This window comes from Paenibacillus amylolyticus, assembly GCF_036894225.1.
Classification (GTDB): domain Bacteria; phylum Bacillota; class Bacilli; order Paenibacillales; family Paenibacillaceae; genus Paenibacillus; species Paenibacillus amylolyticus.
Genome location: NZ_CP145892.1, coordinates 5821385 through 5847730, shown reverse-complemented (window position 1 = coordinate 5847730; position 26346 = coordinate 5821385). Strand labels below are relative to the sequence as shown.

The 26346-nt window shown below is 46.3% G+C and carries 25 protein-coding genes; 18 read left to right on the top strand and 7 right to left on the bottom strand.

What is annotated here, in order from left to right; all coding sequences use genetic code 11:
• Positions 1-74: 74 nt before the first annotated feature.
• Positions 75-1727: an extracellular solute-binding protein gene (locus V6668_RS26010; RefSeq protein ID WP_338707054.1), complete on the top strand. Its 1653-nt coding sequence runs from the start codon at positions 75-77 to the stop codon at positions 1725-1727.
• A gap of 122 nt (positions 1728-1849) precedes the next feature.
• On the opposite strand, the gene V6668_RS26005 is transcribed toward V6668_RS26010, so the two are convergent.
• Positions 1850-2092, bottom strand: a complete 243-nt coding sequence (locus V6668_RS26005) for a DUF7662 domain-containing protein (RefSeq protein WP_036606815.1) — start codon at positions 2090-2092, stop codon at positions 1850-1852.
• A 295-nt stretch (positions 2093-2387) separates the two neighbouring features.
• Here V6668_RS26005 and V6668_RS26000 point away from each other — a divergent pair, with 295 nt between their 5' ends.
• From V6668_RS26000 to V6668_RS25990, 3 genes are all read left to right on the top strand, one after another.
• A complete protein-coding gene (locus V6668_RS26000) occupies positions 2388-4106 on the top strand; it encodes a DUF6138 family protein (RefSeq protein WP_338707052.1) in 1719 nt (572 codons plus the stop codon).
• Between the two features lie 89 nt (positions 4107-4195).
• Positions 4196-5248, top strand: coding sequence for a hypothetical protein (locus tag V6668_RS25995; RefSeq protein ID WP_338707051.1), 1053 nt, complete (start codon positions 4196-4198; stop codon positions 5246-5248).
• Between the two features lie 35 nt (positions 5249-5283).
• Positions 5284-5940: a hypothetical protein gene (locus tag V6668_RS25990; protein ID WP_127546645.1), complete on the top strand. Its 657-nt coding sequence runs from the start codon at positions 5284-5286 to the stop codon at positions 5938-5940.
• 124 nt (positions 5941-6064) lie between these two features.
• Here the strand turns inward: V6668_RS25990 and V6668_RS25985 are convergent, their stop codons facing one another.
• Positions 6065-7174, bottom strand: a complete 1110-nt coding sequence (locus V6668_RS25985) for a stalk domain-containing protein (protein ID WP_338707049.1) — start codon at positions 7172-7174, stop codon at positions 6065-6067.
• A 200-nt stretch (positions 7175-7374) separates the two neighbouring features.
• The gene (locus tag V6668_RS25980) at positions 7375-7581 is read right to left on the bottom strand and encodes a hypothetical protein (protein WP_017692174.1); all 207 of its coding nucleotides are present in this window, start codon (positions 7579-7581) and stop codon (positions 7375-7377) included.
• Between the two features lie 336 nt (positions 7582-7917).
• On the opposite strand from V6668_RS25980, the gene V6668_RS25975 reads away from it, so the two are divergent.
• The 11 genes from V6668_RS25975 to V6668_RS25925 all read left to right on the top strand — a co-directional run bounded on the left by V6668_RS25975 (position 7918) and on the right by V6668_RS25925 (position 19886).
• Positions 7918-9540 carry a copper amine oxidase N-terminal domain-containing protein gene (locus V6668_RS25975; protein WP_422395293.1) on the top strand — a complete coding sequence of 541 codons (1623 nt, stop codon included), beginning with the start codon at positions 7918-7920 and terminating at the stop codon, positions 9538-9540.
• Positions 9541-9728: 188 nt separating this feature from the next.
• Positions 9729-10178 (top strand): disulfide oxidoreductase, encoded by a 450-nt coding sequence (locus V6668_RS25970; protein WP_047841622.1) that lies wholly within the window; start codon positions 9729-9731, stop codon positions 10176-10178.
• A gap of 19 nt (positions 10179-10197) precedes the next feature.
• Complete coding sequence (locus tag V6668_RS25965) at positions 10198-10641, top strand: FixH family protein (RefSeq protein WP_036668090.1); 444 nt, start codon at positions 10198-10200, stop codon at positions 10639-10641.
• Between the two features lie 92 nt (positions 10642-10733).
• Entirely contained in the window at positions 10734-11714 is a 981-nt protein-coding gene (locus tag V6668_RS25960) for a LacI family DNA-binding transcriptional regulator (RefSeq protein ID WP_338707047.1), read from the top strand.
• 161 nt (positions 11715-11875) lie between these two features.
• Complete coding sequence (locus tag V6668_RS25955) at positions 11876-13201, top strand: ABC transporter substrate-binding protein (RefSeq protein WP_315372333.1); 1326 nt, start codon at positions 11876-11878, stop codon at positions 13199-13201.
• A gap of 147 nt (positions 13202-13348) precedes the next feature.
• Positions 13349-14233: a carbohydrate ABC transporter permease gene (locus tag V6668_RS25950; RefSeq protein ID WP_036606829.1), complete on the top strand. Its 885-nt coding sequence runs from the start codon at positions 13349-13351 to the stop codon at positions 14231-14233.
• Positions 14233-15060, top strand: coding sequence for a carbohydrate ABC transporter permease (locus V6668_RS25945; protein ID WP_026081462.1), 828 nt, complete (start codon positions 14233-14235; stop codon positions 15058-15060). Before V6668_RS25950 ends, V6668_RS25945 begins: the two co-directional genes overlap by 1 nt.
• A gap of 42 nt (positions 15061-15102) precedes the next feature.
• Complete coding sequence (locus V6668_RS25940) at positions 15103-16665, top strand: glycoside hydrolase family 32 protein (RefSeq protein WP_084650016.1); 1563 nt, start codon at positions 15103-15105, stop codon at positions 16663-16665.
• A gap of 84 nt (positions 16666-16749) precedes the next feature.
• On the top strand, positions 16750-18237 hold the full coding sequence (locus V6668_RS25935) for an alpha/beta hydrolase family protein (RefSeq protein ID WP_338707046.1): 1488 nt from the start codon (positions 16750-16752) through the stop codon (positions 18235-18237).
• 25 nt (positions 18238-18262) lie between these two features.
• Positions 18263-18664, top strand: coding sequence for a MerR family transcriptional regulator (locus V6668_RS25930; RefSeq protein ID WP_036606833.1), 402 nt, complete (start codon positions 18263-18265; stop codon positions 18662-18664).
• 166 nt (positions 18665-18830) lie between these two features.
• Positions 18831-19886 (top strand): serine hydrolase domain-containing protein, encoded by a 1056-nt coding sequence (locus V6668_RS25925; RefSeq protein ID WP_338707045.1) that lies wholly within the window; start codon positions 18831-18833, stop codon positions 19884-19886.
• A 128-nt stretch (positions 19887-20014) separates the two neighbouring features.
• On the opposite strand, the gene V6668_RS25920 is transcribed toward V6668_RS25925, so the two are convergent.
• The 4 genes from V6668_RS25920 to V6668_RS25905 all read right to left on the bottom strand — a co-directional run bounded on the left by V6668_RS25920 (position 20015) and on the right by V6668_RS25905 (position 23353).
• Complete coding sequence (locus tag V6668_RS25920) at positions 20015-20692, bottom strand: succinylglutamate desuccinylase/aspartoacylase family protein (protein WP_338707044.1); 678 nt, start codon at positions 20690-20692, stop codon at positions 20015-20017.
• Positions 20693-20788: 96 nt separating this feature from the next.
• Positions 20789-21757 (bottom strand): ABC transporter ATP-binding protein, encoded by a 969-nt coding sequence (locus V6668_RS25915; RefSeq protein ID WP_338709005.1) that lies wholly within the window; start codon positions 21755-21757, stop codon positions 20789-20791.
• 22 nt (positions 21758-21779) lie between these two features.
• On the bottom strand, positions 21780-22580 hold the full coding sequence (locus V6668_RS25910) for an ABC transporter permease (RefSeq protein WP_124118164.1): 801 nt from the start codon (positions 22578-22580) through the stop codon (positions 21780-21782).
• A complete protein-coding gene (locus V6668_RS25905; RefSeq protein ID WP_036606839.1) occupies positions 22577-23353 on the bottom strand; it encodes an ABC transporter permease in 777 nt (258 codons plus the stop codon). Before V6668_RS25905 ends, V6668_RS25910 begins: the two co-directional genes overlap by 4 nt.
• 305 nt (positions 23354-23658) lie before the next feature.
• On the opposite strand from V6668_RS25905, the gene V6668_RS25900 reads away from it, so the two are divergent.
• The 3 genes from V6668_RS25900 to V6668_RS25890 all read left to right on the top strand — a co-directional run bounded on the left by V6668_RS25900 (position 23659) and on the right by V6668_RS25890 (position 26308).
• Positions 23659-24510: a DegV family protein gene (locus V6668_RS25900; RefSeq protein ID WP_036606840.1), complete on the top strand. Its 852-nt coding sequence runs from the start codon at positions 23659-23661 to the stop codon at positions 24508-24510.
• A 152-nt stretch (positions 24511-24662) separates the two neighbouring features.
• Complete coding sequence (locus tag V6668_RS25895; RefSeq protein WP_282320191.1) at positions 24663-25379, top strand: response regulator transcription factor; 717 nt, start codon at positions 24663-24665, stop codon at positions 25377-25379.
• Positions 25376-26308, top strand: coding sequence for a sensor histidine kinase (locus V6668_RS25890; RefSeq protein WP_338707043.1), 933 nt, complete (start codon positions 25376-25378; stop codon positions 26306-26308). The genes V6668_RS25895 and V6668_RS25890 overlap by 4 nt, the downstream gene beginning before the upstream one ends.
• Positions 26309-26346: the final 38 nt, after the last annotated feature.

Genomic DNA, 26346 nt, shown 5'->3' with positions numbered 1-26346 from the left:
GCTGCACTATCCTTTTCATGTAAGGTGCATTTGGCACATAAGGGTATCCAAGTTACCTGAGGAGGGGTTAGTTCATGTATAGAAAAATGATGACGGCATTGCTCGCAATCACGATGGTTGCTGTAACGGCATGTAGTTCGGGGGCCAAGGAAGAACCGGCGAAGGAAGCCGCTGCACCACTTGCTCTGCAAGATGGGAAGTATGAACCGGCGGTACAGATGAGTTATTTGCGGGCCTGGAATGATGATACGAAATTCAAGAACGGGGAAACAGCCCAGAACAATGTGCATACCAAATGGGCCAAGGAACGGCTTGGCATCGATCTGACTACGCCATGGGCTGTATCGGTGACAAATGATGCATTTTACACGAAATTGCGCTTGTCCCTGTCCGCTAACGAAGAACTGCCGGATATTGTCTCCATTCGGGGAGACTACAATCTGGTCCGGGAATTAATTGAGTCCGGCAAATTTGCCAATGCAGGCGAGTTGTTTGACAAGTATGCTTCGGACACATGGAAACAGGCATCTGAATCGGCACCCGAGGAATGGTATCCATACATGTATGAGGGCGAGCGTTACGGTATTCCGATCTTCGATTATGCGTACAACGGCGATTCGGTCATGTTCATTCGGGAAGACTGGCTGAAGAAGCTGGGACTGGAAGAACCAAAAACCATGGATGAACTGGTTACGGTCATGGATGCTTTTACAAATCAGGACCCGGATGGGAACGGTAAGAAAGATACGTATGGTCTGACCGTGGGCATGAAAAATGCGCTCAATACCTGGATGACGGAATCCGGCTGGATCTTCGGCATGTACAACACGATGCCTGGACAGTGGAATGATGCCGGAGACGGAACACTGCAATATGGCTCCATTCAGCCAGGTGTGAAGGAAGGCCTTGCAACGATGAAAGATTGGTTGTCCAAAGGTTACCTGCCCAAAGAAGCGGGTGTCTATGACGAGATCAAGGCAGCAGAATTGTTCACCGCAGGTAAAGCAGGCATTATTGTGGGACCACATTGGATGCCAAACTGGCCGATTGATGATGTGAAGAAAAATGTGGACGGTGCCACGTACAAGGCCATTGCTTTACCTACAGGACCAACAGGTGAGAGCCACCAGCATGGTTCTGGTGCAAGTAACGGCGTTGTACTGATTAACAAAGACATGGCGAACCCGGAGATTTTCTTCACGTACCAAAATTATCTGTTCGACAACTTTGCTAATCCGGAAGTGGGAAGCGAGTTCGAACATGGCTTCGCACAAGGATATGATTATGACATCGTGGATGGCAAAGTCGTTGGTGAAGCTGAAGTGAAGGACGGCGTATCACCACTCAAATATACAATTACGTATGATGGTGCACGGATTCCGAATCTCATGATGGATACGCTGGCGGAACTTGCGAAGGGCAAGGAACCGGAGACTCCTTTTGAGAAAAATACGAAGATTGCCAACAAAACGGAAGTATTTGTAGCCGCTGAGGTGGTCGTTGCAAATAAAGATAACGCGATCAAGAACAAGTTCACCGGGGCACCAACCGAGACGATGAAAATGAAGAAGGACGCAATCGACAAGTTGGAGAAAGATACGTTCAGCAAGATCATCTATGGTCAGGTAGGCATTGAGGAATTTGATGCGTTTGTGACGAAGTGGAAGTCCATGGGCGGGGATGATATTACCGCCGAAGTAAACGAGTGGTATAAGACAGTCAATTAATTTACAAAGCAGGGGAGAACTGATGAATTCATCAGTCTACCCTGCTTTTTTTGTCTCGAATAACATTTATGGAAAATAGAACCTTTGGAGTTATAACTATTAATCTATATCGTACAGATCGATTATGACTCGCAGCGGACAAAAGTTACTTGTTTTCCTAGAATCACATTCTCCACCTTCCATCCGGCATTTAACCAGGATAGTGCCTGTGTATGATTATTGGAATTATTCACCCACCATTGTTCGCGATTATACGCTGTAGGGGGTAACGTAAATCCGAGAATCTCCTCAAGCTCTGCATATGTAAGGGTGATTGAAACTTGATTCAAATAGTTTTCCAAGGGGAAGTATTTGCTGTAGCTCATTTAGTCAGACCTCCTGAAAAGGAATACAATGATTATACAACGTGGGGATGACGATAGCGAGGGCATACCGAGAGCGTACAAAGTTATGAAAAAAAAGGAATCCGTAGATCTCTTTGACTAGCGAACAACCGTGCGTAAGCCTTATTGTTCCGATTGTACTTGAGAGAGTAAAATAATAGGTAATATACGAACATCAATACGTATTTATAACATAGATACCTCGGACTAATCCGGGATGAATAGAGGTTCAAGTGTAGTTGGTGAACTTTAGATGCATGGGAAGGCAGGAGATTAGATGAGTACACTTTATGATCAGGCGATGGAAGAGATGATGACGACGATCCATGAATGGTTTGATGAACAGGAAAAGCGGGATGACTTGGAAAGTGTTGTGAAGCGAACCACGCTGCAAATGGGTATTTTTATTGATATTGTGCTGGATTACAGACCTGGACGGACCACGGTAGACAGCCTGGATCTGGATTTGGATGATGATGATGTGATATCAAAGCAGGGAAGAGTCTTTACCGAGGAACAGGTACGGAACGAGATCGGGCCTAAGCTTGTTGAGGTTGTTCAGGGAAGATTGGACAAGCTGGCAGATACTCCGTTGATTGACTACCGCTTCACCTTGCGAGGGAAATTCCCAACAACCGAAGGTAAGCTGCAACTGACTTTATTGGAATGGATCAACGAAGAGAAAAGAAAGCTGCTCCTTGATCGTATTCATACCTATGTAGACAAGAATCTGGAGAACAGTACATATCCAACGAAGCCATTGGAATCCTTCTTTTTGACGAGTCATCTGCTCGATCCAAAGCTGTTCCCGGAGTTGGATGTAGCATGGACCATCAGGCTGTATGACCGGATTCAAGAGTTGAATCAGGGGCGTCCGGATGCTCTTGCGGAACATCGTGGTGAGATTACTCGTGCAGTGACGGCATGGGCGGAGAATCAGTTTTTGCCACAGTATTATGATGTACAATCTTCGGCTTATCGTACCAATGAATATTCGCTTAAGCCCGGAGCAACGCTTCAATTGAACACTGAAACACAGACTGGCCAACATTTGGACGAACACGGGAAGCAGCAAACATCCGAGGCTCAACCAATCGATCTGCTGTTATACGCAGCGGTCATGATTCTACGTTTTGAGCCCAGTTATAGCAAATCCAAAGGTGTGACTTTTCTGGAAATCGCGAAGCAACTCGGTAGCAAACGTGCGGCACGTATGATGACAGAAGGTAGCGGAACGTATGCGAAGGACGATATTCATGTGAGAACGGAAGAAGTGGAATGCAAAGCAAATGATGTATTTGCTCTGATGACCATTCACATTCGTAAGGAAGGGGCTGGTGCCTATCAACAGGCACTTACCTTTATCACTCATTTATTGAAACAGGGCTTTCCGAAAAGTTATAAGATCAAGCTCAAGTCCAGCGTAAAGCAGTATTTGCCGATCAAAGGGCTCGCGAAGTCGGATACCCACCGATTCTTTGCCAATGCACTGGAGTACCCGGAGCTGCATCCACTCCTGGAAGAGTATGCGCGTGAGGCTATCCAAGAGTTTGAGTTCTACGAGGATACCGAGGGAGAGAAAAGCTGTATGCCGGGCAGTTATGCAACCTTTGGACTGGGGCTTGTGGATGAGCAGTATTTCCCGTTGGTTGAATATTACATGGGTGAAGTGGATGATGAGCATCAGTTGATTCAGGATAAGTTCATTGCGGCATTTGTGGAAAAACAGGGTGTAACGGCTCAATCCATACCTGCGTTAGTCGCCAGCTTGCGTCGTTCGACCGATAGTCTGAAGCTGAAGATTCAGCCCGAGCTGGAGAATGAGGAAATACTCGAACTGCTGGTTAGACAGATTCAAAAACTTGAGCATTATGAAGTGGAACGTGTAGTCTATCCGATCTTTGGCAAGGTGGAGAAGCTAACGACACTCGCTCGCAAAGCGGAAGGAAGACGGAAGGAATTATTGCTGGAACTGTTGCAGGCCGCAGGGAAGTGAAATGTAAACAACACAAGTAAGATTGTGCTGTGCCAGCTAGTAAAATATTTTAGAGAAGTGAAAGTGCATAAGGAAAGGTGGGGGAAGTTGTGGAAGCATTGAGACGAGACATCTGGCAGAGGTTGAATGCTCAGGACAAAGAGGCATGGATGCGTAAGCTTGTTCGTCAGTTACCAGATGGTATGGTATATGAGGGTCTCGAGACATTTGAACGGTTTGGTCAGCGAATAGAGATAGGTGTATTTACGGAGGATGGGCTGAGATTTGTGTTTGTGCCTGGGGATCAAGTAACACTCGGCTGGGATCGTTGGCAGCATGGTATGAACGAAGAGACATCAGCCGACCTGCATGAAACGGTCAGTGAGTATGGTGTGGAGGACGTGGATTCTTTTCTGGCGAGTCAAATGTCACCTGTAAGAACGGTCAACATTGCGCCGATGCTTGTTGAATGTGAACTGATCTCACTTGGCTGGATTGAAGTGTCCAAGGAGGAAGCATTTGCACAGGAAAATCCTGATTTCCCGTCAGCGCTGGAGCAGTTTAAGCAGTCGGAAATACGTGAATATGAATTGCATCAACAATTTCGATTGATTCGCCAAAGTGAGGATGAAGTCCGAGTTCTGTGGTTCAACGAAGGAATAGAGTTGGAAGACGTTGTGAGGGAGGAAGCTGCGGCGGGTTTTGGTTTACTAACCGAAGACGAATGGGAGTATATCTATGGCGGCGGTTGTCGCACGTTATTTCCCTGGGGTGACAGCTTCGACTATACGATGAGATTGAAGCACTTTGGAAGTCTTGAAGGCGTGGATGAAATTGTGGATGGATCAGCAGAGACGGCCTCTTCACGGGTTGAAGAAAAGGATGATCGTCCTTATGATCTGGAAATGCCAAATTTCTTCGGAATGCAATTTGCCGGTGATCCCTACAAGTATGAGCTTACACTGGATTCGGCTGGGGATGTGATGCCCAAAGGTGGAGACGGTGGGAGCCTGATATGTGGTGGTACAGGGCCGCTAGTTGGTTTCTTGCCTGCTGCTGCGGTCTATTATCGAGACGTTAATGCCAGTGAACTTGACTGGGAGGATTTGATGGATGCGATGGTCTATCGCAGGGTTGTTCGTTTGGCTGAACTGGCATTGTAGTCATGACGAAACGTATCTATCAAGGAAGAGTTATAATGGCGAACAATAAACGTTCAAATCCGTATGAGGATTCACCTTATGTCATCTATGCAGTAGATGGTATTCGGCTGAGTGCAGGCATACTTGTCCTGTTTTTTCTTAACGTATTTCTGCTTATTCCCGTGTTCAGTGTCCCGTTCCAATCGCTGTATGCGTATATTCTCTTGCCACCGCTAGCCTTTATGAATATATGGGCGTTTGCCCTGATTGCTGCCCCACGCAGACTCCAACTGAATTATGTATTGTTCCGAGGCGTATTTGGCATTGTTTGTTCTGTGGGATTTATGGTGATTATACAGAAGTTTGCCTACGGGATACTTGGTCTGTCGACACCTTGGTACGCCATTGGATCATTTGTGGTATATGGTTTTGCCTTGTTCCAGTACGTGAAGTTTCATTTGCGTAAGCTTAAGCAGCCCCCTCAGCGTAAAAAAGGGGATAAAAGCACGGGTGTGCCTGTTGCCACAATTACGATGATTACGGGCGGAGCATATCTTCTGGCCAATATTTCACTGGCCTTTGTTACACAGCAGACTGTGGCTGTTGTGCTAATGTGTGTATACATTATGCTGGCTTTTGTGGTATTTCATTTTATCATGGACTTGCATCGGTATTACTGGCTTCGCCAGGTCATTAATAAGGCAGAGAGTTAATTGCAGATTAGGGACAGAAGAACAGGAAGAGATCTTTGTAGCAGAGCTTGAGCATACAAAACACACATCAAATCAGCCCCAGCTCATAGAGCGGGACCGAAATGATGTGTGTTTCTTTTTTTGTTTATTTCACTTTTTGTACGGATACCGCCATTTGCTCCAGTTGAGTGTGAGTCAATTGGTTATTCGGCGAGCTGATGGTTACATAACGATCATCCAGCTTGAATGTGAGCATATCCGTTTGGTCTGGTGTATACCATTTGGCTGATACGGCATTAGGCAGTTTTACCGTTTTGCCATCATAGCTGAACGAGTAATCTTTAGGGGATACCGTTACATTCATACGATTAAAAACAAAGTTTACACCATCACCACCCGCACCTACGCTTTTGAACGTATCTCCAGCAACCATATGTTGTGGGGCATAGGCTGTTGTGAACCCGTCAAACTTCGCAAATGCTTTGCGAATGTTATCCAATTGTTGTTTGCTATAGTTCACATCTGCAAATGCAGTGATCCCTTGATCATTGTTGCTGTTGGCTTTTTGAACAGAGACAGCGACTTGTTGCAACTGAGCTTGGCTCAGCTTATGATCCGGGGAGCTAAGGGTAACGTAGCGATCATCCAGTTGGAATGTGAGCATGCCCGTTTGATCTGGTGTGTACCATTTGGCAATAACACCATTGGACAGTTTCACGTCTTTGCTCGTATAACCGTCCGAATAATCTCTTGGAGACACATCCACTTTCATATGGTTGAAAACAAAACTGACGCCGTCGCCACCCGCACCTACACTTTTGAACGTGTCACCTGCGATCATCTGCTGAGGGGCATAAGCGGTCTCGAACCCATCGAATTGTGCAAAAGCTTTTTGAATCGCCTCTTTTTGTGCTGCGCTATACGTTACATTTGTCAAAGCTGATGGATTGCTTGTTGCTTGGCCGATAATGACCTGTCCTTTTTTGCCGTCATAGGATACAGGCACATGCAGTGCATCGGCAAGCGCTCGTACGGGCAGATAAGTAGAGTTGTTATAAGTAATTGGCGCAAGTTTGTTGCCATTGCCATCCGTTGGCGAGTAAGCCGCGCCATCAACATTAAAGCTGATTCCATGGTTAAGGTATGCAGAGATTTTCTCCAGTTGCGTTCCGGCAAATACACCCGTTGCTCCTGTTAATGTCATGCCCAGTACCATCATCGTTGCTACGGATTTCTTCATGTTTTTTTTCATCATATATCTCTCCTTCAAGTTGGGGGTTAGTTTTGTTTAATGGGCTCGCTGTCCCTTATGGCTTTATATTAAACCCCGAACATATCCAGAATAATTCTGAATTATCTCCAACTTGTAAACATGTGCATATATACGGAGAATGTAGAACAAAAACTGAAGCTGCTTGGTGTGTTTGAACGTATTCTTTGCCGAATCGAAACATTTTAGTTAAAAAGATAGAGGATTAGTCCGCCAAAACCAAGGACAATCGCACCAACGTATACATAGGAAAGTTTGCTTAGGTTTTGCTTTGTGCGGCGGTCATATTCGGGGTTGCTGGTCTGATTGGCTTTGGAATTTCCGATGATCATGGTAGCAATACCTCCAAATAAGGCGATACCCACAATTAAAACATAAGGCAACCAGGTCATGAATGGACCTCCTTTGCGAATAATATGATATGTCTTTATTGTACTTCAAGTTAACCTTTGATGTAAGATTCATTTGAGAAAATAAGGGAAATGAAGTATCTGTCTTACAGTATGTATGTAGTCTTGGATCGGAAAGATCACTATAATTTTATTATTTTTTAATATTGAAAAACCTTGATACAACAGGCGTTCGCAGCTTTCTTCACTGAAGGTTGCGATTTTTTTTTACCCACAGAGTGATCCAGAATAGAGAACCCTGCGTTACACCCTATGAAGACGACGACGAGGAAAGAAATTATACACACAACATAATCGAGGAGTGAACACGTAATGAAAATGAAGATGAAGAAGTTTATCGCACCTGTACTTAGCTTGACACTGTTGATGCCGGGGATCGCTGGAGCAGCTGCCGCACCACAGACACCAATGACCATGATGAAAGCATCCGTGAACACACCTGCGGCTGACCTGAGAGCAAACCTGGACCACCTGTTGTCCGAGCACTTTGCACTCGCCGTAACGGCAATGGCGAAAGCCTATGACGGAGCAAAAGATGCAGATGCAGCCTACAAAGCACTCGACCAGAATGCACTGGATATGCAACCAGCAATCGCTTCCCTATACGGTGACGCAGGTGCCAAAGAATTCGAACGCATCTTCCGCGCTCATAACAAATACACAGATGATCTGGTGAAAGCAACCAAAATGGGCAACCAGGCTGGAATCAAACAAGCACAAGCAAACATCAACGGTTTCGTGGATGAGTTCTCCACATTCCTGAGCACAGCTACCGAAGGCAAGTTGCCAAAAGCAGCAGCCAAACAGGCGCTGAAAGTACATGAAGATCTCGTGCAAAAAGTATTTGATGAGTATGTAGCTGGAGATTACGCTGATGCATACAAGGCTTACCGTGAAGGTTTCAAAGAAATGTTCGACGTAAGTAAAGCACTCTCCACAGCAATTACGACACAAATGCCTGAGAAATTCGAAAATACCAAAGCGGATACAAAAGCAGCTGATCTGAGATCTGCACTCAACCACTTGGCTTCCGAACACTTTGCACTTTCGGCTCTGCAAATGCAAGAGGAGTTTGATGGACGCACAGCAGCTTCCAACGCACTGGTTACAGCTGAAGCTGGAAACACAGCTGACTTCAAAGCAGCGATTGCTTCCATTTACGGTAACGATGGTGCCAATGCTTTCGAGAAAATTTGGGTAACGAACCACGTTAACGCACAAAGCGACTATGTAAAAGCTGTTAAAAACAACGATGCTGCGGCTCGTGCAGCAGTAGAGAAACGTATTGATGGATTTACAACAGAATTTGCTACATTCCTGGATTCAGCAACAGCTGGCAATCTGCCAAAAGTAGCAGGACAACAAGCGCTGACAACACATGAAAATCAAGTACAAAACGTATTGAATCAATATGCAGCAGGTAACTATGATGCTTCTTACACAACAAATCGTGAAGGCTTCAAAGTGATGTTTGGTGTAGGTCAAGCCCTGGGTAACGCCATCGTGACTCAATTCAACGACAAATTCCAAGAGCCAGCAACACCAGCACCAGCGCCAGATATGACAACGGTGTGGATGCAACTGAACAGCAAAATGCTGAAAATTAACGATAAAACAACCAACATGGATACCACACCAGTGCTTTGGAAAAACACAACATACATTCCATTGCGTTTCCTGAGTGAAGGTATCGGTGCAACGGTGAAATGGGACAAAAAAGCACAACAAGTAACGGTGATGGCTGGCGATGATACCCTTGAATTCTGGGTGAACAACAACGTTATGGAAGTAAACGGCGTGAAGAAAAATGTGGGTGCGACTGTATTTGTAAACAAAGATGGACGTACGCAAGTTCCTCTGCGCTTCATTGCTGAACTTCTGAACTGGGACGTGAAATGGGCACAAAAAGATGGTTCCATTACGCTGACTAAATCGATGTAATATAAAGTTTTCATATGAATCAAACAAAAGAGCTGCCCCATACGGCAGCTTTTTTGTATTCACCCAAAAGTTCCAAATATTTGGTATAATCATCGAGTAATGACCTACATAACAGCTTGAATAGCCGATGGAGTCTAGAATGCTGTATGATAATTTGGTATAAGCAAAATGAAGAGGGGGACAGAGGAATGAGTACATCATCAAAATCGGAGCGTCCAGCGAGAAATGTGGATACCCGGTTATTTGTCGCTTGGGCCGTTTCCGTTATCGCAACAGGGGGGAGTCTCTATTTCAGTGAGATCAAGGGCTTTCTTCCATGTGATCTGTGCTGGTACCAGCGCATATTCATGTATCCACTAACGATTTTGCTGGGCATTGCCTACTTTAAGGATGACGTGGGCATCACCAAATACGTACTCCCGCTTAGTTTCGTCGGTGGCGGCATTTCGTTATATCATGTAACGATCCAGCGTATTTTTTCGGCTACAGGTAATGCCGTCGCGTGCGGTAAGGTTCCATGTTATACCGACTATTTGAACTGGTTTGGTTTCATCACGATTCCATTACTGGCACTGATCGCCTTTATTATCATCATCGTGATGTTGTGGGGTATCGGCAAAACACCAAAATCTTCTTAATAAGAAAGGATAGATGGTGATGAGCGGACAAGCTCGTTGGTTCATGCCCTTCGTTATTCTGCTCCTCCTGACGGTGGGATGCTCTTATGAAGAACAGTCACAATCGGGCGAGATGCCGGAGATGATCAAAGTGAAACTTGACGTTCCAGAGAAAGCTTCTCTTCATGAACCAACACGGTTGCAGGTGAAGCTTACACAGGGAGATGCACCGTTAAGTCATGCTGACCATGTGCAATTCCAGATCTGGAATGAGCTTGATGATCCGCCTTCTGTATCTCCGGAACAAGGTATGATGACAGCGGACGAACTGGAGAATCAGGGGGCTATAACTGCCAAGGAGGCAGAGGAAGGGCATTATGAAATCCAGCATACCTTTGAAGAACCAGGTACGTATGTGGTACAGGTCCATGTTACGCACGGAGCTATGCATAGCATGCCGAGAGCGAGAATTGTAGCGGAATGAAGCAGCAGGCGGGTACCAAGGCTTTGGTTCAGGTTTAACAATAGGTTTATAATGTTAAAGGTATGAAGAATGTTGTAGGAAAAGAGGCTGTTATGGCAACTATTCATGATGTTGCACTCAGGGCAGGAGTTTCTGTAACTACCGTCTCGCGTGTATTAAACAACCGGGGATATATCAGTCAGAAGACTCGTGACAAAGTGTATCAAACCATGGACGAACTGAACTATCGACCCAACGAAATTGCCCGTTCTCTTTTGCGTAAGCAATCCAATGTGATAGGCTTGATTATCCCCGATGTATCCCATCCGTTTTTTGGAGAACTGGCTAGCTATGTTGAGTATCATGCTTACCAGAATGGATTTAAAATTATGTTATGCAATTCCCACATGGACCCTTCCAAAGAGCGTGAATATGTGGAAATGCTCAAGGGTAATCGCGTGGATGGCATTATTATGGGAAGTCATACACTGGAAGTTGATGAGTATATGAATCTGCATTCCCCAATCGTGACCTTTGATCGTAAGATCGGTGAAGACATCCCGTTTATCTCATCTGATAACTATCAGGGAGGGGTTATGGCTGCTGAATTGTTGCTCTCGAAGAACAGACGACATTTGGCACATATCTGCGGTAATTTGGAATTGCAAATGCTGTCCAATCGCCGGACGACAGGTTTCGTTGATACATTGCAGGCTCATGGAGTCAAACCGGTCATGATTCATGAAACCGATCTGAATGTGTTTGATCAGCATCAGTATACGAAATTGGTGGATAAGCTGCTTGCACAACACCCCGAGGTGGATGGGCTCTTTGTAACGAGTGATCTGATGGCGGTGCATGCGCTGAAGCAGATCGGGTTAGGTGGGCGCAAGGTACCCGACGATATTGCTATTATAGGTTATGATGACAGTCGTGCGGCAGCGTATACGGTGCCTGGCATTACAACGATCAGGCAGCCGGTGGAGGCCATGGCTAAGCTGGCGATTGATCTGATTCGGCGCCAGCTCGCGGAAGAGAAGATCGGAATGGAGCATATTTTGCCAGTTAACATCGTTGAGAGAGAGACGACCTGATACAGGTCGTTTTTTCCTATTCGTCCTTTTGCCATGAAGAAATGAAGTCGAGAAAATTTTTTTTGAATGGTATGTCAAACGATTGACATGTCAAACCTTTGACATTATAATTCGATTTGTAAGCGTTTCCTTTTAAACTATTGATCGGGGGCCATAACAAGATGAAAAGAGAACAGAGATGGATGAAATTATCGGTATTGTCATTGATTATGATGCTTGTATTGTCGGCATGTGGAAGTAAAGCAGCGACGGAGTCCAACTCCTCCTCAGAGGGTAGCAGCAGTGAGAGTGTTAAAATCACCTTGCTTAATTCCAAGTCGGAAATTAACAGTCAGTTGGAACAAGCAGCTAAAGACTTCCATGCCGAAAATCCAAATATAACACTTGAAATTGTACCTGTAGGCAGTGGACAGTCTCCGTTTGAAAAAGCGTCTGCTTTGTATGCCTCTGGCAGCCCTACAACGATGATGATGCTGGATACAGGGGATGTCGAGAAATTCAAAGATCGTGTTCTGGACCTCACATCCGAGTCTTGGATGAAGGATGCTGTGGAGAATAGCACAGCGGCTACAACGTTTGATGGCAAAAATTATGCCTTCCCGTTCTCTATTGAAGGATATGGATTCATCTATAACCAGAATGTCTTGGATCAGGCGGTAGGTGGGACATTCGATCCAAAGTCTGTACAGACCACTGCACAGCTTGATGAGTTGTTCCAAAAGATCGCTGCTACTGGAAAATCACCTTTGATTGTATCTCCGATGGATTGGTCGCTTGGTGCGCATTATCTGGGGCTTGCATATGGTGGGCAGTCTTCAGACCGTGCGAAGGTGGATCAATTCATTACTGATCTGAAGGCAGGTCAAGTGGACCTTGCTTCCAATGCCGTGTTTAATGGCTTGTTAGATACATTTGATCTGATGAAAACCTACAATATTGACAAGGCTTCTCCACTGTCCGGAACCTATGAGCGTGGACCTGAAGTGCTTGGCAAGGGTGAGGTAGGTATCTGGTTCCAGGGCAACTGGGCATGGCCACAAATTTCAAGCTTTGATACAGCAGATGGAAAATATGGCTTCCTCCCGGTACCTGTGAGCAATAATCCAGATGATTTCGGTAATACGCAAATCTCTGCTGCCGTATCCAAACGAATATTGCTGGATAAGGAAAAGAGCACACCAGCGCAGCAGGAAGCAGCGAAGAAATTTTTGGACTGGATCGTTTATAACGAAAAAGGTCAGGATTTCCTGGTGAATCAAGCCAGTATTATTCCGGCATTCAGCAACATTACATTGGAGCCAACCGATCCACTTGGTAAATCCATTAGTGAATACATCAAGGCAGGCAAAATCGAGGAATCAATGAGCACACTTCCTGCGGATCACTGGTCCAAACTGGGTGCATCCATGCAGAAATATTTGGCTGACGTCATTGACCGTGCCGGACTTGCCAGTGAAATTCAGGCATACTGGAGCAACGTGAAATAAAGGAATTAATCATAGCCCTGTGCAGCACATAGAGAGAGACTTGCGGTACGCCGGAGATGGTGAACATACAGCTTCCACACGAGGTCTGTTCGACTTGTTTCCGGTATAACCGCCAGGCTAATCATTTGGATAGAGTGGAGGTTGACAATGCTGACCGAAAAAGGATTATGGACACGTCTGCGCACCCGCCTGATCTTTACTGGCCCGACATTATTTGCGTTTGCTACGGTGATGATTATTCCATTTTTGTATGGTATTTATTTGACGTTTACGAACTGGGATGGCATTGCCATCGATCAAAACTTTGTTGGCTGGGATAATTACATCGGTGTGTTCAAGGACACCGTGTTCTGGAAATCATTTGGGATGACGCTGGAGTACGTATTTATTACCGTTGTGCTGACCAATGCGGTTGCCTTCCTGCTCGCTTACGTTGTAACTCGGGGAATGAAGGCACAGGGCTGGTTTCGGGCTGGATTTTTCCTGCCAAATCTGGTGGGCGGAATCGTGCTTGGTTTCATCTGGCAGTTTATTTTTAATCAGGTACTCGTCTTTGCAGGACAAAAAATGAATCTCACGCTGTTCTCCACCTCTTGGTTGGCTGATCCGGATAAAGCGTTCTGGGCTCTCGTTGTGGTGACCGTTTGGCAGTATGCCGGTTATATGATGGTTATCTACATTGCAGGACTGATGAATGTGCCGAAGGATGTTATGGAGGCAGCCAGTATTGATGGGGCAAGTAATCGCAAAATGCTGGCGCGCATTGTATTGCCACTGATGGTTCCTTCGTTTATTGTATGCATCTTTTTGTCACTGCAACGGGGATTCATGGTGTATGATCTGAACGTCTCTTTGACCAGTGGCGGGCCCTTCAAGAGCACAGAGATGGTATCCATGCATGTTTATGAGCAGGCCTTTCTTGCTCGTGACTACGGATTGGGTCAGGCAGAAGCCTTTGTTCTGTTTATCCTTGTAGCCGCCATTACATTGCTCCAGGTCTATTTCAGCAAAAAACTGGAGGTCGAGGCATGATGGCTGGACAATCGCGCATTCTCAACTGGATGAAGTTTATTGCATTAATCATTGTGATGATTTTGTTTGTATTTCCGTTTGTGCTTCTAATCGTCAATTCGTTCAAGGCTAACCAGGCCATTACCTCTGATCCGCTGGGCTTGCCGAGCTCCTTTCAATTCGATAATTACGTCAATGCGTTTGACAAAATGGGATATGTATCCGCCTTCAGCAATTCATTGCTTATTACCATTGCAGGTGTATTACTGATTGCTCTTTTTGCAGCGATGACAGCCCATTACTTTGTTCGTCACAAAAGCAAGCTGAATCAGTATCTCTTTTTCCTGATGGTAGCTGCGATGATTATTCCGTTCCAGGCCATTATGATTCCATTGGTTAAAATATACGGCTCGCTCAGCCTGCTGGATAACAAGTGGTCGCTGATCTACATGTATATTGGCTTTGGCAGTCCGCTCGCCGTATTTATCTACCATGGCTTTATCAAAAGTATTCCCCTGGAGCTTGAAGAAGCGGCTCTAATGGATGGCTGCGGCAGAGTGCAGACCTTTTTCCGTATCGTACTGCCAGTGTTACTGCCAACAACCGTAACGATTAGCGTGCTGAATGTATTGTGGATATGGAATGATTTTTTGCTGCCTTCTCTAGTACTGACTTCATCCGAGCAGCGTACGCTGCCGTTGTCCACGTTTTATTTTTATGGGACATATACAGTGGATTACGGTCCATTGATGGCTGGTCTGGTGTTGACCCTGCTACCTGTCCTGATCGTTTATCTGTTTGCGCAGAAGTACATTATTCAGGGGGTCATGCAAGGGGCAATCAAATAAGTTCAGTCGGGTGATATAGAGAGAGACAGGAGTGAAGGACATATGAACCAGGAACGACACGAGAAGCAGGAAATAGACACAAGGCAAGAGACAGACCTTGGACTGACGAGTTCTTCGGCTCAAACAAAGGAGAGGTATACACTCGCCCGGGCCAACGCATATATCAAGGAGCATCGACATCAGGTTGATCCAACCTATCGAATGGCCTATCATTTGATGCCAGAGGTGGGCTGGATGAATGATCCCAACGGCTTCATATACTTCGGTGGGATGTATCATTTGTTCTATCAGCATTATCCCTATGAACCGGTATGGGGGCCGATGCACTGGGGCCATGCGGTGAGCCGTGATTTGGTTACGTGGTCTTACCTGCCTGTTGCACTGGCGCCCGATCAGAGCTACGACAGTGGAGGCTGTTTCTCCGGAAGTGCAATCGTGCAGGATGGCAAGTTGGTGCTGATGTACACGGGACATGTCGTGACTGGACCTGACAAGGATAACGATTACTTGCAGACACAGAATATCGCTGTCTCGGACAATGGGATTGATTTTGTCAAAAGCACGATGAATCCGGTCATTCGGCTGGATCAGATTCCGGAGCATACGAGTACGAAGGACTTCCGTGATCCGAAAGTGTTTGAACGAAACAGTGTGTACTATTGCGTCCTTGGATCGAATGATGCTGCGGGCAAAGGTGTCATTCTGTTATACCGCTCAACGGACTTGCTGGATTGGAGTTATGTCAACATTATGGCCCAGAGTGACGGGACGCTTGGCGACAATTGGGAATGTCCCGATCTGTTCACATTGGATGGCCGAGATATTCTGATCATGTCTCCGCAACGCATGCCTGCTCAGGGAGATAACTATCGCAACTTGCATTCGACCGTTTATATGATGGGAACGCTGGATGAAGACCAGGGTGTGTTGAAGTACGAGCAGTACGTTCCGTTGGACTGTGGCTTCGACTTTTACGCACCTCAGACGATGGAGGATGCACAGGGACGACGAATCATGGTGGCTTGGATGGATACGTGGGAAACGGAAATCCCGACACAACAGTCCCATGCCTGGGCTGGAGCGATGACGTTGCCAAGACAATTGATTCGTAGGGGAGAACGATTGATATTCCAGCCTCTTTCCGAACTTATACAGTACAGGTCGGAAGGCACCGAGCAGTATGGTATACATTTAAATGGTGATGAACATGATTTTGATCTTGGAATCAGTGGAGACCGTTACGAACTGTATGCTGTATTCGAAGCGGAACAGGCACAACACTTTGGGTTAAAGCTGCGCACGGGTGAGGATGAAGAAACCGTGATTTCCTATGATGTAGAGCAGCGTCGTTTATGCTTGAATCGCGAGCAGGCCGGACAAGGGCCGGGCGGAGAACGAGCTGCAACAGTGGAACTGCTTGACGGGAAACTGGAACTTCATATCTTTATGGATGTCAGCTCCATTGAGGTGTTCATTCAGCAGGGGGAGCAAGTGATGACAGGGCGGATCTATCCTGGACCGAACTCAACAGGTATCAAGGCTTTCTCATCTGGAACGTGTACGTTGACCGAACTTCGCAAATGGGATTTACGAATTCCACGATAAAATTCTATCTAAAATTCAGCCTTGACCTTGAAGTATACTTCAAGGTTTATTCTTTTTTTATCAAGAAATATTGGAGGCTGAATAATGAGAATTTTAGAATGGATTTTGGTATTGGTAACCATAGCTGCTACGGTACTCATACTGGTGTTTCCGAAGCGCCGGGCAATGACAATGGGGACGCTCACAGCTCTGGTTCTGACAGTGCTTCTGCATGGCTTAATCAATTCATTTCGCGTGCAGATGATACCAACCTATATCGTCACACTTGTATTATTCATTACATTAATCATTCAAGTCATGAAATCATACCGCGGTGATCGTTATGTTCAGAGCGTGCGGAGACCCAACCGTCTTTCAAGAATAAAAATGACGCTGGTATCGATCCTGGTTCTGGCCTTCAGTGCAGGTTCAATCATACTGACCTGGCTCTTACCTGCTTTTACGATGCCTGAACCAACCGGCACATATACCATTGGCACGTTCTCTCAACACCTGGTGGATGAATCTCGCGAAGAGACCAAAACACCCGAGACAGGAGATAAGCGCGAACTTATGATTAATGTGTGGTATCCGGTGGATCAAAAAACCGCCCAAGGGCTGCCGCTGGAGCATTACCCTAGTGAACTGGGAGAAGCGATCAGTCTGGTGTTTGGCATTCCGTCTCAGGTGTTCAGTTATCTGGATACCATTCCAACACATGTGGTGCAAGGAGCTGAGATGTCCGCCGTCCAAAGCAAGTATCCGGTTTTGCTATTCTCGCCGGGTATCCGCTCAGCCCGTTTTCAGAGCATGACGATGATTGAGGAGCTGGTTAGCCACGGTTACATTGTGGTGGGGATAGATCACCCTTATACGTCAGCACAAGTGACATTCCCCGATGGACGTGCAGTCTCCTATCAGGCTGACCCTGAATTTGCAACGTCAGGGGAACTATATCAATATAATATAAAAGGTATAGGTATTCGTGCAGAGGATGCTAGCTTTGTACTGGACACTCTCACACAGTGGAATTCACATGATCCGAATCAATTGCTCGAAGGCAGGCTTGATCTGGATTCTGTCGGTATCTTGGGTCACTCCTACGGCGGTGCAACCACGGCGGAAGCGCTGGCTCAGGATGACCGTTTCAAAGCAGGACTTAGTTTGGAAGGCGGTTTCTGGGGTAAAGTATCCACAACAGACTTGAAACAGCCGTTTATGTATATCATGTCGGGTGGGACAGCCAAAAGTCTGGACCCGGACGCCACTGCCAAGGATAAAGTATTTTATCCCGAGTTTGAGCCTGATTTGGATCGGGTGATGTCAAACAGTCTTAATGATACCTATTATCTGACAGTGGAGAATTTATTTCATCAAAGCTTTACGGATATTTCGTTAATTTCACCGAAAATGTTTGCCAGAGGCATGACGCCAGAACATAATGTGGATATAACCAGATCCTATGCGCTGGCATTCTTTGACCGTTATTTGAAGGGGGAGGAGCAGCCGTTGTTGCAAGGCCCTTCATCTAAATTCCCTGAGGCCACTTATGATACCAAGTATACCAAGCTACGTCACCAAAAAGCGGAATAACCCAGCAGAAGGATGGAGAGTATCTATGGAAACCATGACAAGAGGAGAGCTGGCTAAGCGTACCGGTGTAAGTATGGCAACCCTCCGTTATTATGAGGACAGCGGGATTCTGCCCGCTCCCGGTCGTTCCTCCAACGGATACCGGGTGTATACTGAGGATTATTTGGTGAAGATTAAATTTATTAAGGATGCCCAGTCGCTGGGTTACTCTCTAAAGGAAATACAGGATACGTTACAGTTACTCAGTCAGGAAGACATGGAAAAGGAAACGTTAAAAACCCTTGTACGCGAACGCATTACTGACATTCAGAAGCATATTGACCATCTGGAACAGCTGCAGATTAATCTGGCACGACTGTTGCATACACCGGAGGACGATATCGACAATTATATTCAATCGTTCAGGGTGCAGAAGAAAGAGCCGTAATCGCGGCTCTTTTCCTGTTTAGCAGAAAACAGGCGTGGACTATTGAGCAGGGAATCGGAGATTTAGAAAGAATACATAGTTTAGTTTGCCAATACATAATGGTGGTTAACGTGATTTCAATAATTTCAATAATGAAATTCACACCACAAAAGGAGTAACATTTTCTATGAGGGATTTACAAGGTTTTGTATCCGATTACATCAAAGGAAAGAAACATCTGCATCTTGAGATTGGCATCATTACAAAGGGAGATATCGAATATCATTCATTGGGCAATCCCAAAAAGAAGAGTGTGGCTGCTCCTGAACACAGGTTGTTCGAAATCGGCTCTGTAACCAAACTTTTTACATCGATCCTCCTATTAGAATTGGAGCGTCAACAGCAGCTTTCCACGGATGACACGGTTGGCAAGTACATATCCAACGGTAAAAACGATTATTTGAATAAGGTTACCTTAAAAAGTCTTGCGACGCATACGTCTGGATTACCCGGAGTTGCCACAAACCTGTCCTCGAAGAAAAATCGATACAATCCGTATTCAAATTATACGGAGGATGATTTACTTGCTTTTTTATCGGATGCTGACTTTGCGGATCAGATGGGTTCATTCGAGTATTCCAATACCGGCGTGGGCTTACTGGGCTATATCCTATGTAAAGTATCAGGCAGTACATATGATGATTTGCTGAAAAAATATATCACAGGTCCATTAAAGATGACGGAGACAGCAGCTATGCTGAATCCAGAACAGAATGGCAGATTTGTAGATGGACATACGTCAACGGGGAAAAAGATGCCTCACTGGGATACGGGTGTACATGAAGGCGCAGGGGCGATCAAGTCATCTCTTCACGATATGAGTTTATTTGTACAGGCCAATCTGAATGAAGATCATCCGCCAGCCTCTGCAATACAACAAAGTCATATGCCTGTGATGATTGGAGATTCAACTCATCATTACGCCTGGTTTAGTGATAACATCTCGGATCAGAATATACTCTGGCATAACGGTGGCACATTTGGTTTCTCCAGTTATTTGGCTATAAATAAGGAACAGGGTATAGGCATCGTATTATTGTCCAATTATTGTTTTGGATCAGCCTCTATTGTGGATGAGTATCTGGATGCGATATTCAAGTTTATAACTAAAAAAGACCTTTATCCACTCATGCCGCTAGACCCTGTGGGTAATAAAATACTGGAAGCCATGATGCAGAGATAAACGCAGAAGTGCCATTAGAGTAATGGGAAATGAGGAACAAAATTTAACACCTCCAATAGAGATCGCCTGAGGATGTACTTCGGCGCTCTCTGTTGGAGGTTTTTTTCGTTCTATCTTAATAGTCTTGATCATGACATACCCGCTTCACGCAGAAAATGGTGCACAATCTTCGTCTGATACTTGATACGGGTCGAGCGTTTCAGACTCCAACAGGTCTCCACCGTGACGGAACGGGCTTGTAATACTCTTGAAGCCGCTGTACGTGCAGATCCCGGCAATTCATGCTGCTTGAGGTTAAAATGACGATCACGAATGGCAATCGACCGATTCATCTGTTCGATAACTCTTCTGCAAGCTGGAATCGTCCGACTGCCGGGATTGGTGATCAACGTCTGTCCAAGCACCCGTGAACTAAGCTGTGACAGGCCATTGGCTTCATGCAGATCGAGCCACCAGTCGGCCCGATGTTCACGCGCCAGCTGAAAAACTGCCGCAGCGAGCGGATGCTTGGCCTTGCCTGACATACGACGTGGAAACGTACGATTCAAATCTGGCTTGCCTCTGATTTTCTTAGCGTAGGCTTGCTGGTTCACGCGTGGCACGATAATTAACAGCCCTCGCTGAATGGCGTGACGACCTGTCGCAATATCATCTGCGAGTTTTTGCGCAGCGGCCATACTCGCCGTTTCATTCCCGTGAACCCCGGATGTAATGAACATCACGGGTCCCGGCATCATGCCACGTACAATGAAGTAGGGAGTAGCGTGTACGGTGGATGCTAGAAGGACATGTTTGGTCACAAGCATGACGCTTCACCTCCGTTATTACAGTACGCCATGTCCCTCTTTCATGTAACGGCGTAAGAACAGGTCTTCATCCTATTTCCTCACAAAATGGGCCGACTAATACACCCGATGAATGATATCTTCAAAATCGGGTTCTTTCATCTCTACATCTTCAATCTCACCCCAGTGCTCCAACTGTTTCAGAATGTCCATTGTGCTCCATTCCTTCCGGTTCACTTCGACGGTGACAATCTGTCCTTCCACTCCAGTAATATGTATCGCGGACGACACAACATCCGGGATATGAAACGCTCCTCGGAACGTTACCCGAATCAGCGTAGGTAGTCCGATGGTTTCGCGAAGTGACGAAATCGTACCGTCATAGGTCAGTTGACCATTGTTAATCACCATGACCCGGCTGCATAACTGCTCAATGTCGTCCATGTCATGTGTGGTCAGCAAAATCGTTTTGCCAAACGTTTCATTTAATGTACGTAGAAATTGACGAATGTTCCGCTTTGCATTCACATCCAGTCCGATCGTTGGTTCATCGAGAAAAAGCAGTTCGGGATCATGCAGCATGGAAGCTGCGAGATCGGCACGCATGCGTTGTCCAAGCGAGAGCTTGCGGACAGGCGTGGCCCAGAACGATTCAAGGTCCAGCAGCTCGGCGAACTGGGACAGTCGTTTCTTTTTATCCTCGGCACGAACGCCGTACATCTCGGCCAGAATATCATATGAATCTTTCACGGGCAGATCCCACCAGAGCTGACTGCGCTGTCCAAACACAACGCCTAGTCGACCAACGGTCCTGCGCCTGTCCTGATGCGGGTTCATACCGTCAAGCCTTACCTCACCCGAGGTTGGGTGCAGGATACCTGTCAGCATTTTGATCGTGGTAGACTTGCCAGCCCCGTTCGGACCGATGTAACCCACAAATTCCCCTGGGCCGATATCAAAACTGATATCGCGTACCGCTTCCTTGGACACATATTCACGTGAAAATAACGTACGTAGACCGGAGAAACGTCCTTCGCGAATAACAGGAGTTTTGAATTCCTTTTGCAGATGCCTTGCTGTGATCATGTTCATGATTCGTTACGCCTCCTTAGCTACCTGTACTTTGATATTTGGTCATGCCGAATTGCCAGAAACGCAGACTTGCAGCCAAACTCAGTACGGCAACCGCCGCAACAGCAACAAGAATCCACGCTCCTCCTTCACCCCGTAGCAGGTACAGTGACGGAATGTAGTTGACGAATCCCACCGGAATCACCGTTAACAGAATGCCAGACATCCATTTGGGATATAACGTTAGCGGATATTGGGCAGCCGTTCGAGCGGCATCTTCAGTGATCGTCTGTAATTCCTCGATACGTGTGGTCCAGAATCCCAATGTGGCGGTAGCAAGTCCGATGGAAAAGAGAATGACTGCACCGGTCAGGATAATGAACAGGGAGAAGGGAATGGCTATCCAGCCAATCTGTCCGCTATGCATCATGCCTGCCAATGACCAGCAGAGAATGAACCCGCCTTGCAGGACTTCCCCAGCCATGATGCGGAAGTTTTGCGGCAGCAGTGCCAGCAATACGGGCATGGGACGAGTTAACAGTTGATCAAGCTCACCATTAACCAGGTATTTTTCCAGATGGTGAACCTCATTGCCAAATGTGCGATACAGTGTTTTGGATAACGTCATGATGGCGAAGAGATAACCGATCTCATGGAGGGACCAGCCTTTAATTGCTCCGAATTTGTGCAGCACGAGAGCAACCATCAGAAACTCGGAGATCTGAATTAAAGCGGCCAGTACGGACGCCATGATGAAATTGAACTTGTATTGCATCCGACTGCGGATGCTTGTTCGAATGAGCATTTTATATAAATTGAACCAGGAAGTCCGTTTCATCCTCCTTGTACCTCCACTTTACGACGTAACACTTGGGTGATGGCAAGACAGATCAACGTCATAAAGACACACCAAAGCAAGGTTCCCCATAACAAGGAGCCATCTTCGAAACCAAGATAGATTCGGGTAGGTACATAGAGCAGGAAAGGGTAGGGTGATATCCAGGCAAGTTGTTCAAGCCAGTTCGGTAGCCATTCCAGCGGAATGAAAAAACCAGCCAGCAGATTCATCATCGCGTGATTGCCCCAGTGAAGCCAAGAGGACTCCGTGGTCCACATCGACGTGGCACCAATGATGTAGTTCATGCAGATGGACAAGTATGCGGCGCCAGCAAGACCAAGTGCGGCATAGAATAGTGTTGAAACGTCTGAGGGCCAATGTAGGGAAAAGACAATGGAGAAGAGCAGGTAGATCGGAATACTTTTGTACACGAACTGGTAGGCAATCTGCCCCCATTCGCGTGCCATCAGGTGGGTGAACAGATGAACAGGCCTCATCAGATCCAGTGCGATCTGCCCTGTCCTGACGGATAAGGGAATACCCAATCCGTTCGTGAGAAAACCCGAGATCCAGAGAGAGGATTGCGTGAACGCAATGTAACTGATCATCCCCTGTGTCCCGTATTCTCCGAGAGTATGGTCGGCCCCGATGCCGATCCAGAGGCAGGCATACATGTAACCAAACATGGCGCTTGCCAAGTTATGTACCATGTGTGCCCCGCGGTATTGCAGATTCCGGGAGTAGGCTTTGGAAGCCAGAGTGAAATAAAGCATGTGACACCTCCGATAAGTGGATTGAACGGCGTTTCCGTTCACTTCAGTCAAGGCGAAAAAGAGAGAAGGACAACAGCATACCAATTTATTCCTTCACAGGCAAGACATTTTTTTAGCTAATAATGGTATTAACAGGGGTGTTCATGATTGCGCCACAAGACAACGGTCTGTCCGTTCATTTATAATTGAGAGGTAGTATCGCAAACGTTTACAATGTGAAATATTCAAATTTTAAATAAACCGCCGGGCTTGTGCTTGACGATTGAAGATACAGAACGAACAATCCGGCAAGAGAGAAGGATGTCATGAAGAAAATTGCATGGGTCACTGATAGTACCAGTACACTGGATCCCGTTTTTGCGGAGCAAAATCATATCTACATCGTACCGCTGCGCATCGTATTTGGAGAGGAATGTTACCGGGAAACCGATGACATTACATCTGAAATGTTCTATGAGAAACTTGCGGAGGCTTCACGTGCGAGCAGTTCGCAGCCACCCATTGGCGAATTCATTGAACTGTATGAGTCGCTCAAAGACAAGTACGATGAGATTATTACGATTCATTGCTCTACAGAGCTTAGCGGAACGCTGCATACGTCCATGCAGGCTGCAGAGATTGCAGGAGTGACGGTGACCGCAATTGATTCGAAGGCAGGTGCCTATCCTCACCGTGAGATGATTATGCAAGGACTGGAATGGCAGAAGCAGGGATGTTCAGCTGCCGAGATCAAAGTAAACATTGAACAAATGATTGATAACATGTCCTTTTACCTCATACCGGCCAGTCTTCAACATCTTCACCGCAGTGGCCGGGTGTCGGGCACACAGCTGATCATCAGTCAACTGCTCAAGATCCATCTGCTGCTTCGATTTGAAGAGGGCAAAGTGGTTGTGAATGAGAAAATTCGCACGTTCAAGCGGACAAAAGAGCGCATGCTGGATATGCTCAAGCTGGATGTGGAGAAAGTAAAACATGTGTGCATTATGCATGCGAACAATCAGGAAGAAGCCGTCACGATCAAGAAGCAGATTGCCAATCTGCTCCCTAAATTAAAGACCGAAATCATGCCGTTTATTCCTGTGGTGAGTATTCATGCAGGTGCAGGAACCATTGGGCTGTGCTGGATACACAGCGAGAACGGATATAGAGACTAGAAGCACCAGCATTGATCTACAGACACTCATAGACCTGGCAGGAAACACACTTATACCAAAGTGGTGCTCCTGTCAGGTTTTTTCGTATGTCATTGCCAATTCAAACAAACTGTGAGGTAATAAAGAAAACTGTTCATGTTGGAGGGAAACATGTGTTAAGTCACCGCTTGTTGCTTGTTGAAGATGATCGTTCAATTAGTGAGATGGTCGGGCCGTACTTGGAAAAAGAGGGCTACGACGTCACTTATGCATATGATGGCTTAGAGGCAGAACGTCAGTTCAGCCAGTCACAACCCGGGTATGATCTGGTTATTCTGGATCTGATGCTGCCCCGCAAAAGTGGGATGGATGTGCTGCAAACCATTCGGGCAGTCAGTCTGGTACCTGTGCTCATTCTGTCTGCGAAGGATGGGGAGGTGGACAAAGCATTAGGTCTGGGGTTCGGTGCAGATGATTACTTGAGCAAACCTTTCTCGTTAATAGAACTGACTGCCCGCATCAAAGCTGCGATTCGCCGCGCCAATTATACCACTCCGCCTGTGGCTGAAGTGGCTAAGGATCAGCGTATTCACATTGGAGGACTTGTAGTTGACATGGAGACGTACGAGGTGGAGCGTGAAGGGACACCCGTCAAACTGACATCCAAGGAATTTGGAATTCTGAAGCTGTTGGTTACCCATCCTGGCAAAGTGTTCACCAAGGCCCAGATCTACGCTTCCGTCTGGAACGATCATTATTATGGAGACGAAAATATCATTAACGTACATATGCGTCGTCTGCGTGAGAAACTGGAGGCAGACCCTTCGGCTCCCCAGTATATCAAGACACTCTGGGGCATCGGATATAAGCTGGAGGCGGAGCAGGGATGACACTGATTTTTGCCAGTACAACAGCTATTCTGGCCATTGTAGTCATTGGGTTGTGGATGAGATTGCGGAAACGCAGTCAACACCTGTCCTATATTCATCACAAAATATCCGATATCCTGGATCAAGGCACCTTTGAGCGCTTACTCGTATTCAACAGTGATGATCAAGTTAGCCAGCTTCTGAAAGATATGAACCAGCTGCTGGACTATGCGCACCGCGCGAAGGCTGGTTATACGAACCAGGAGAAGGAGATGCGTAATATGCTCTCCAACATTTCTCATGATCTGAAAACGCCACTCACGGTTGTGATGGGTTATAGTGAGACCTTGCTGCACAGTTCATCACTGACCGATCAGGAACGTAAGATTATGACGGAGAAAATACAAGATAAGGCGCAGGAAGTGCTGCGTTTGATCCATTCCTTTTTTGATCTGGCAAAGCTGGAATCTGGAGACACGGAGCTAGTGCTTAGTCGGGTGAATTTAAGTGAACTATGCCGGTTGAAGATGCTTTCCTTTTATGAGATGTTGACGAATCTGGGATTGTACGTGGAGCTGGAGATACCTGCGGGTGATATCTTCGTGCAAGCGAATGAAGAAGCATTGGACCGTGTGCTGGATAATCTCATTACCAATGGAATGAAATACGGGGCAGATGGTAAGGTACTGGGGCTTTCACTTGATCATGCGATAGGTGCACCTGTGACGTTACAGATCTGGGACCAAGGAAAAGGGATTCCTGAGAGCGAGCATAGTCGTGTGTTTGAACGCATGTATACACTGGAGGATTCCCGCAATCGACTCTATCAAGGCAGCGGCCTGGGTCTGACCATTACGAAACGGCTAGTTGAGCGGATGGGTGGAAGTATTCACTTGCATAGTGTGCCACATCAACGGACTGTATTCTCGGTTACCTTAAAGGCTTGGTAGACCCTGCGTTGGCGTGTCCGGTCAGACTTAAGGTTTTT

Excerpts from the sequence above, each read along its gene's own strand:
- V6668_RS25890 (WP_338707043.1), top strand. The coding sequence starts at position 25,376 with ATGACACTGATTTTTGCCAGTACAACAGCTATTCTGGCCATTGTAGTC.
- V6668_RS25965 (WP_036668090.1), top strand. The coding sequence starts at position 10,198 with ATGAGCGGACAAGCTCGTTGGTTCATGCCCTTCGTTATTCTGCTCCTC.
- V6668_RS25930 (WP_036606833.1), top strand. The coding sequence starts at position 18,263 with ATGGAAACCATGACAAGAGGAGAGCTGGCTAAGCGTACCGGTGTAAGT.
- V6668_RS25900 (WP_036606840.1), top strand. The coding sequence starts at position 23,659 with ATGAAGAAAATTGCATGGGTCACTGATAGTACCAGTACACTGGATCCC.
- V6668_RS26000 (WP_338707052.1), top strand. The coding sequence starts at position 2,388 with ATGAGTACACTTTATGATCAGGCGATGGAAGAGATGATGACGACGATC.
- V6668_RS25915 (WP_338709005.1), bottom strand. The coding sequence starts at position 21,757 with ATGATCACAGCAAGGCATCTGCAAAAGGAATTCAAAACTCCTGTTATT.
- V6668_RS25910 (WP_124118164.1), bottom strand. The coding sequence starts at position 22,580 with ATGAAACGGACTTCCTGGTTCAATTTATATAAAATGCTCATTCGAACA.
- V6668_RS25935 (WP_338707046.1), top strand. The coding sequence starts at position 16,750 with ATGAGAATTTTAGAATGGATTTTGGTATTGGTAACCATAGCTGCTACG.
- V6668_RS25950 (WP_036606829.1), top strand. The coding sequence starts at position 13,349 with ATGCTGACCGAAAAAGGATTATGGACACGTCTGCGCACCCGCCTGATC.
- V6668_RS25960 (WP_338707047.1), top strand. The coding sequence starts at position 10,734 with ATGGCAACTATTCATGATGTTGCACTCAGGGCAGGAGTTTCTGTAACT.
- V6668_RS25920 (WP_338707044.1), bottom strand. The coding sequence starts at position 20,692 with ATGCTTGTGACCAAACATGTCCTTCTAGCATCCACCGTACACGCTACT.
- V6668_RS26010 (WP_338707054.1), top strand. The coding sequence starts at position 75 with ATGTATAGAAAAATGATGACGGCATTGCTCGCAATCACGATGGTTGCT.
- V6668_RS25975 (WP_422395293.1), top strand. The coding sequence starts at position 7,918 with ATGAAGATGAAGAAGTTTATCGCACCTGTACTTAGCTTGACACTGTTG.
- V6668_RS25955 (WP_315372333.1), top strand. The coding sequence starts at position 11,876 with ATGAAAAGAGAACAGAGATGGATGAAATTATCGGTATTGTCATTGATT.
- V6668_RS25905 (WP_036606839.1), bottom strand. The coding sequence starts at position 23,353 with ATGCTTTATTTCACTCTGGCTTCCAAAGCCTACTCCCGGAATCTGCAA.
- V6668_RS25970 (WP_047841622.1), top strand. The coding sequence starts at position 9,729 with ATGAGTACATCATCAAAATCGGAGCGTCCAGCGAGAAATGTGGATACC.
- V6668_RS25945 (WP_026081462.1), top strand. The coding sequence starts at position 14,233 with ATGGCTGGACAATCGCGCATTCTCAACTGGATGAAGTTTATTGCATTA.
- V6668_RS25985 (WP_338707049.1), bottom strand. The coding sequence starts at position 7,174 with ATGATGAAAAAAAACATGAAGAAATCCGTAGCAACGATGATGGTACTG.
- V6668_RS25980 (WP_017692174.1), bottom strand. The coding sequence starts at position 7,581 with ATGACCTGGTTGCCTTATGTTTTAATTGTGGGTATCGCCTTATTTGGA.
- V6668_RS26005 (WP_036606815.1), bottom strand. The coding sequence starts at position 2,092 with ATGAGCTACAGCAAATACTTCCCCTTGGAAAACTATTTGAATCAAGTT.
- V6668_RS25925 (WP_338707045.1), top strand. The coding sequence starts at position 18,831 with ATGAGGGATTTACAAGGTTTTGTATCCGATTACATCAAAGGAAAGAAA.
- V6668_RS25990 (WP_127546645.1), top strand. The coding sequence starts at position 5,284 with ATGGCGAACAATAAACGTTCAAATCCGTATGAGGATTCACCTTATGTC.
- V6668_RS25940 (WP_084650016.1), top strand. The coding sequence starts at position 15,103 with ATGAACCAGGAACGACACGAGAAGCAGGAAATAGACACAAGGCAAGAG.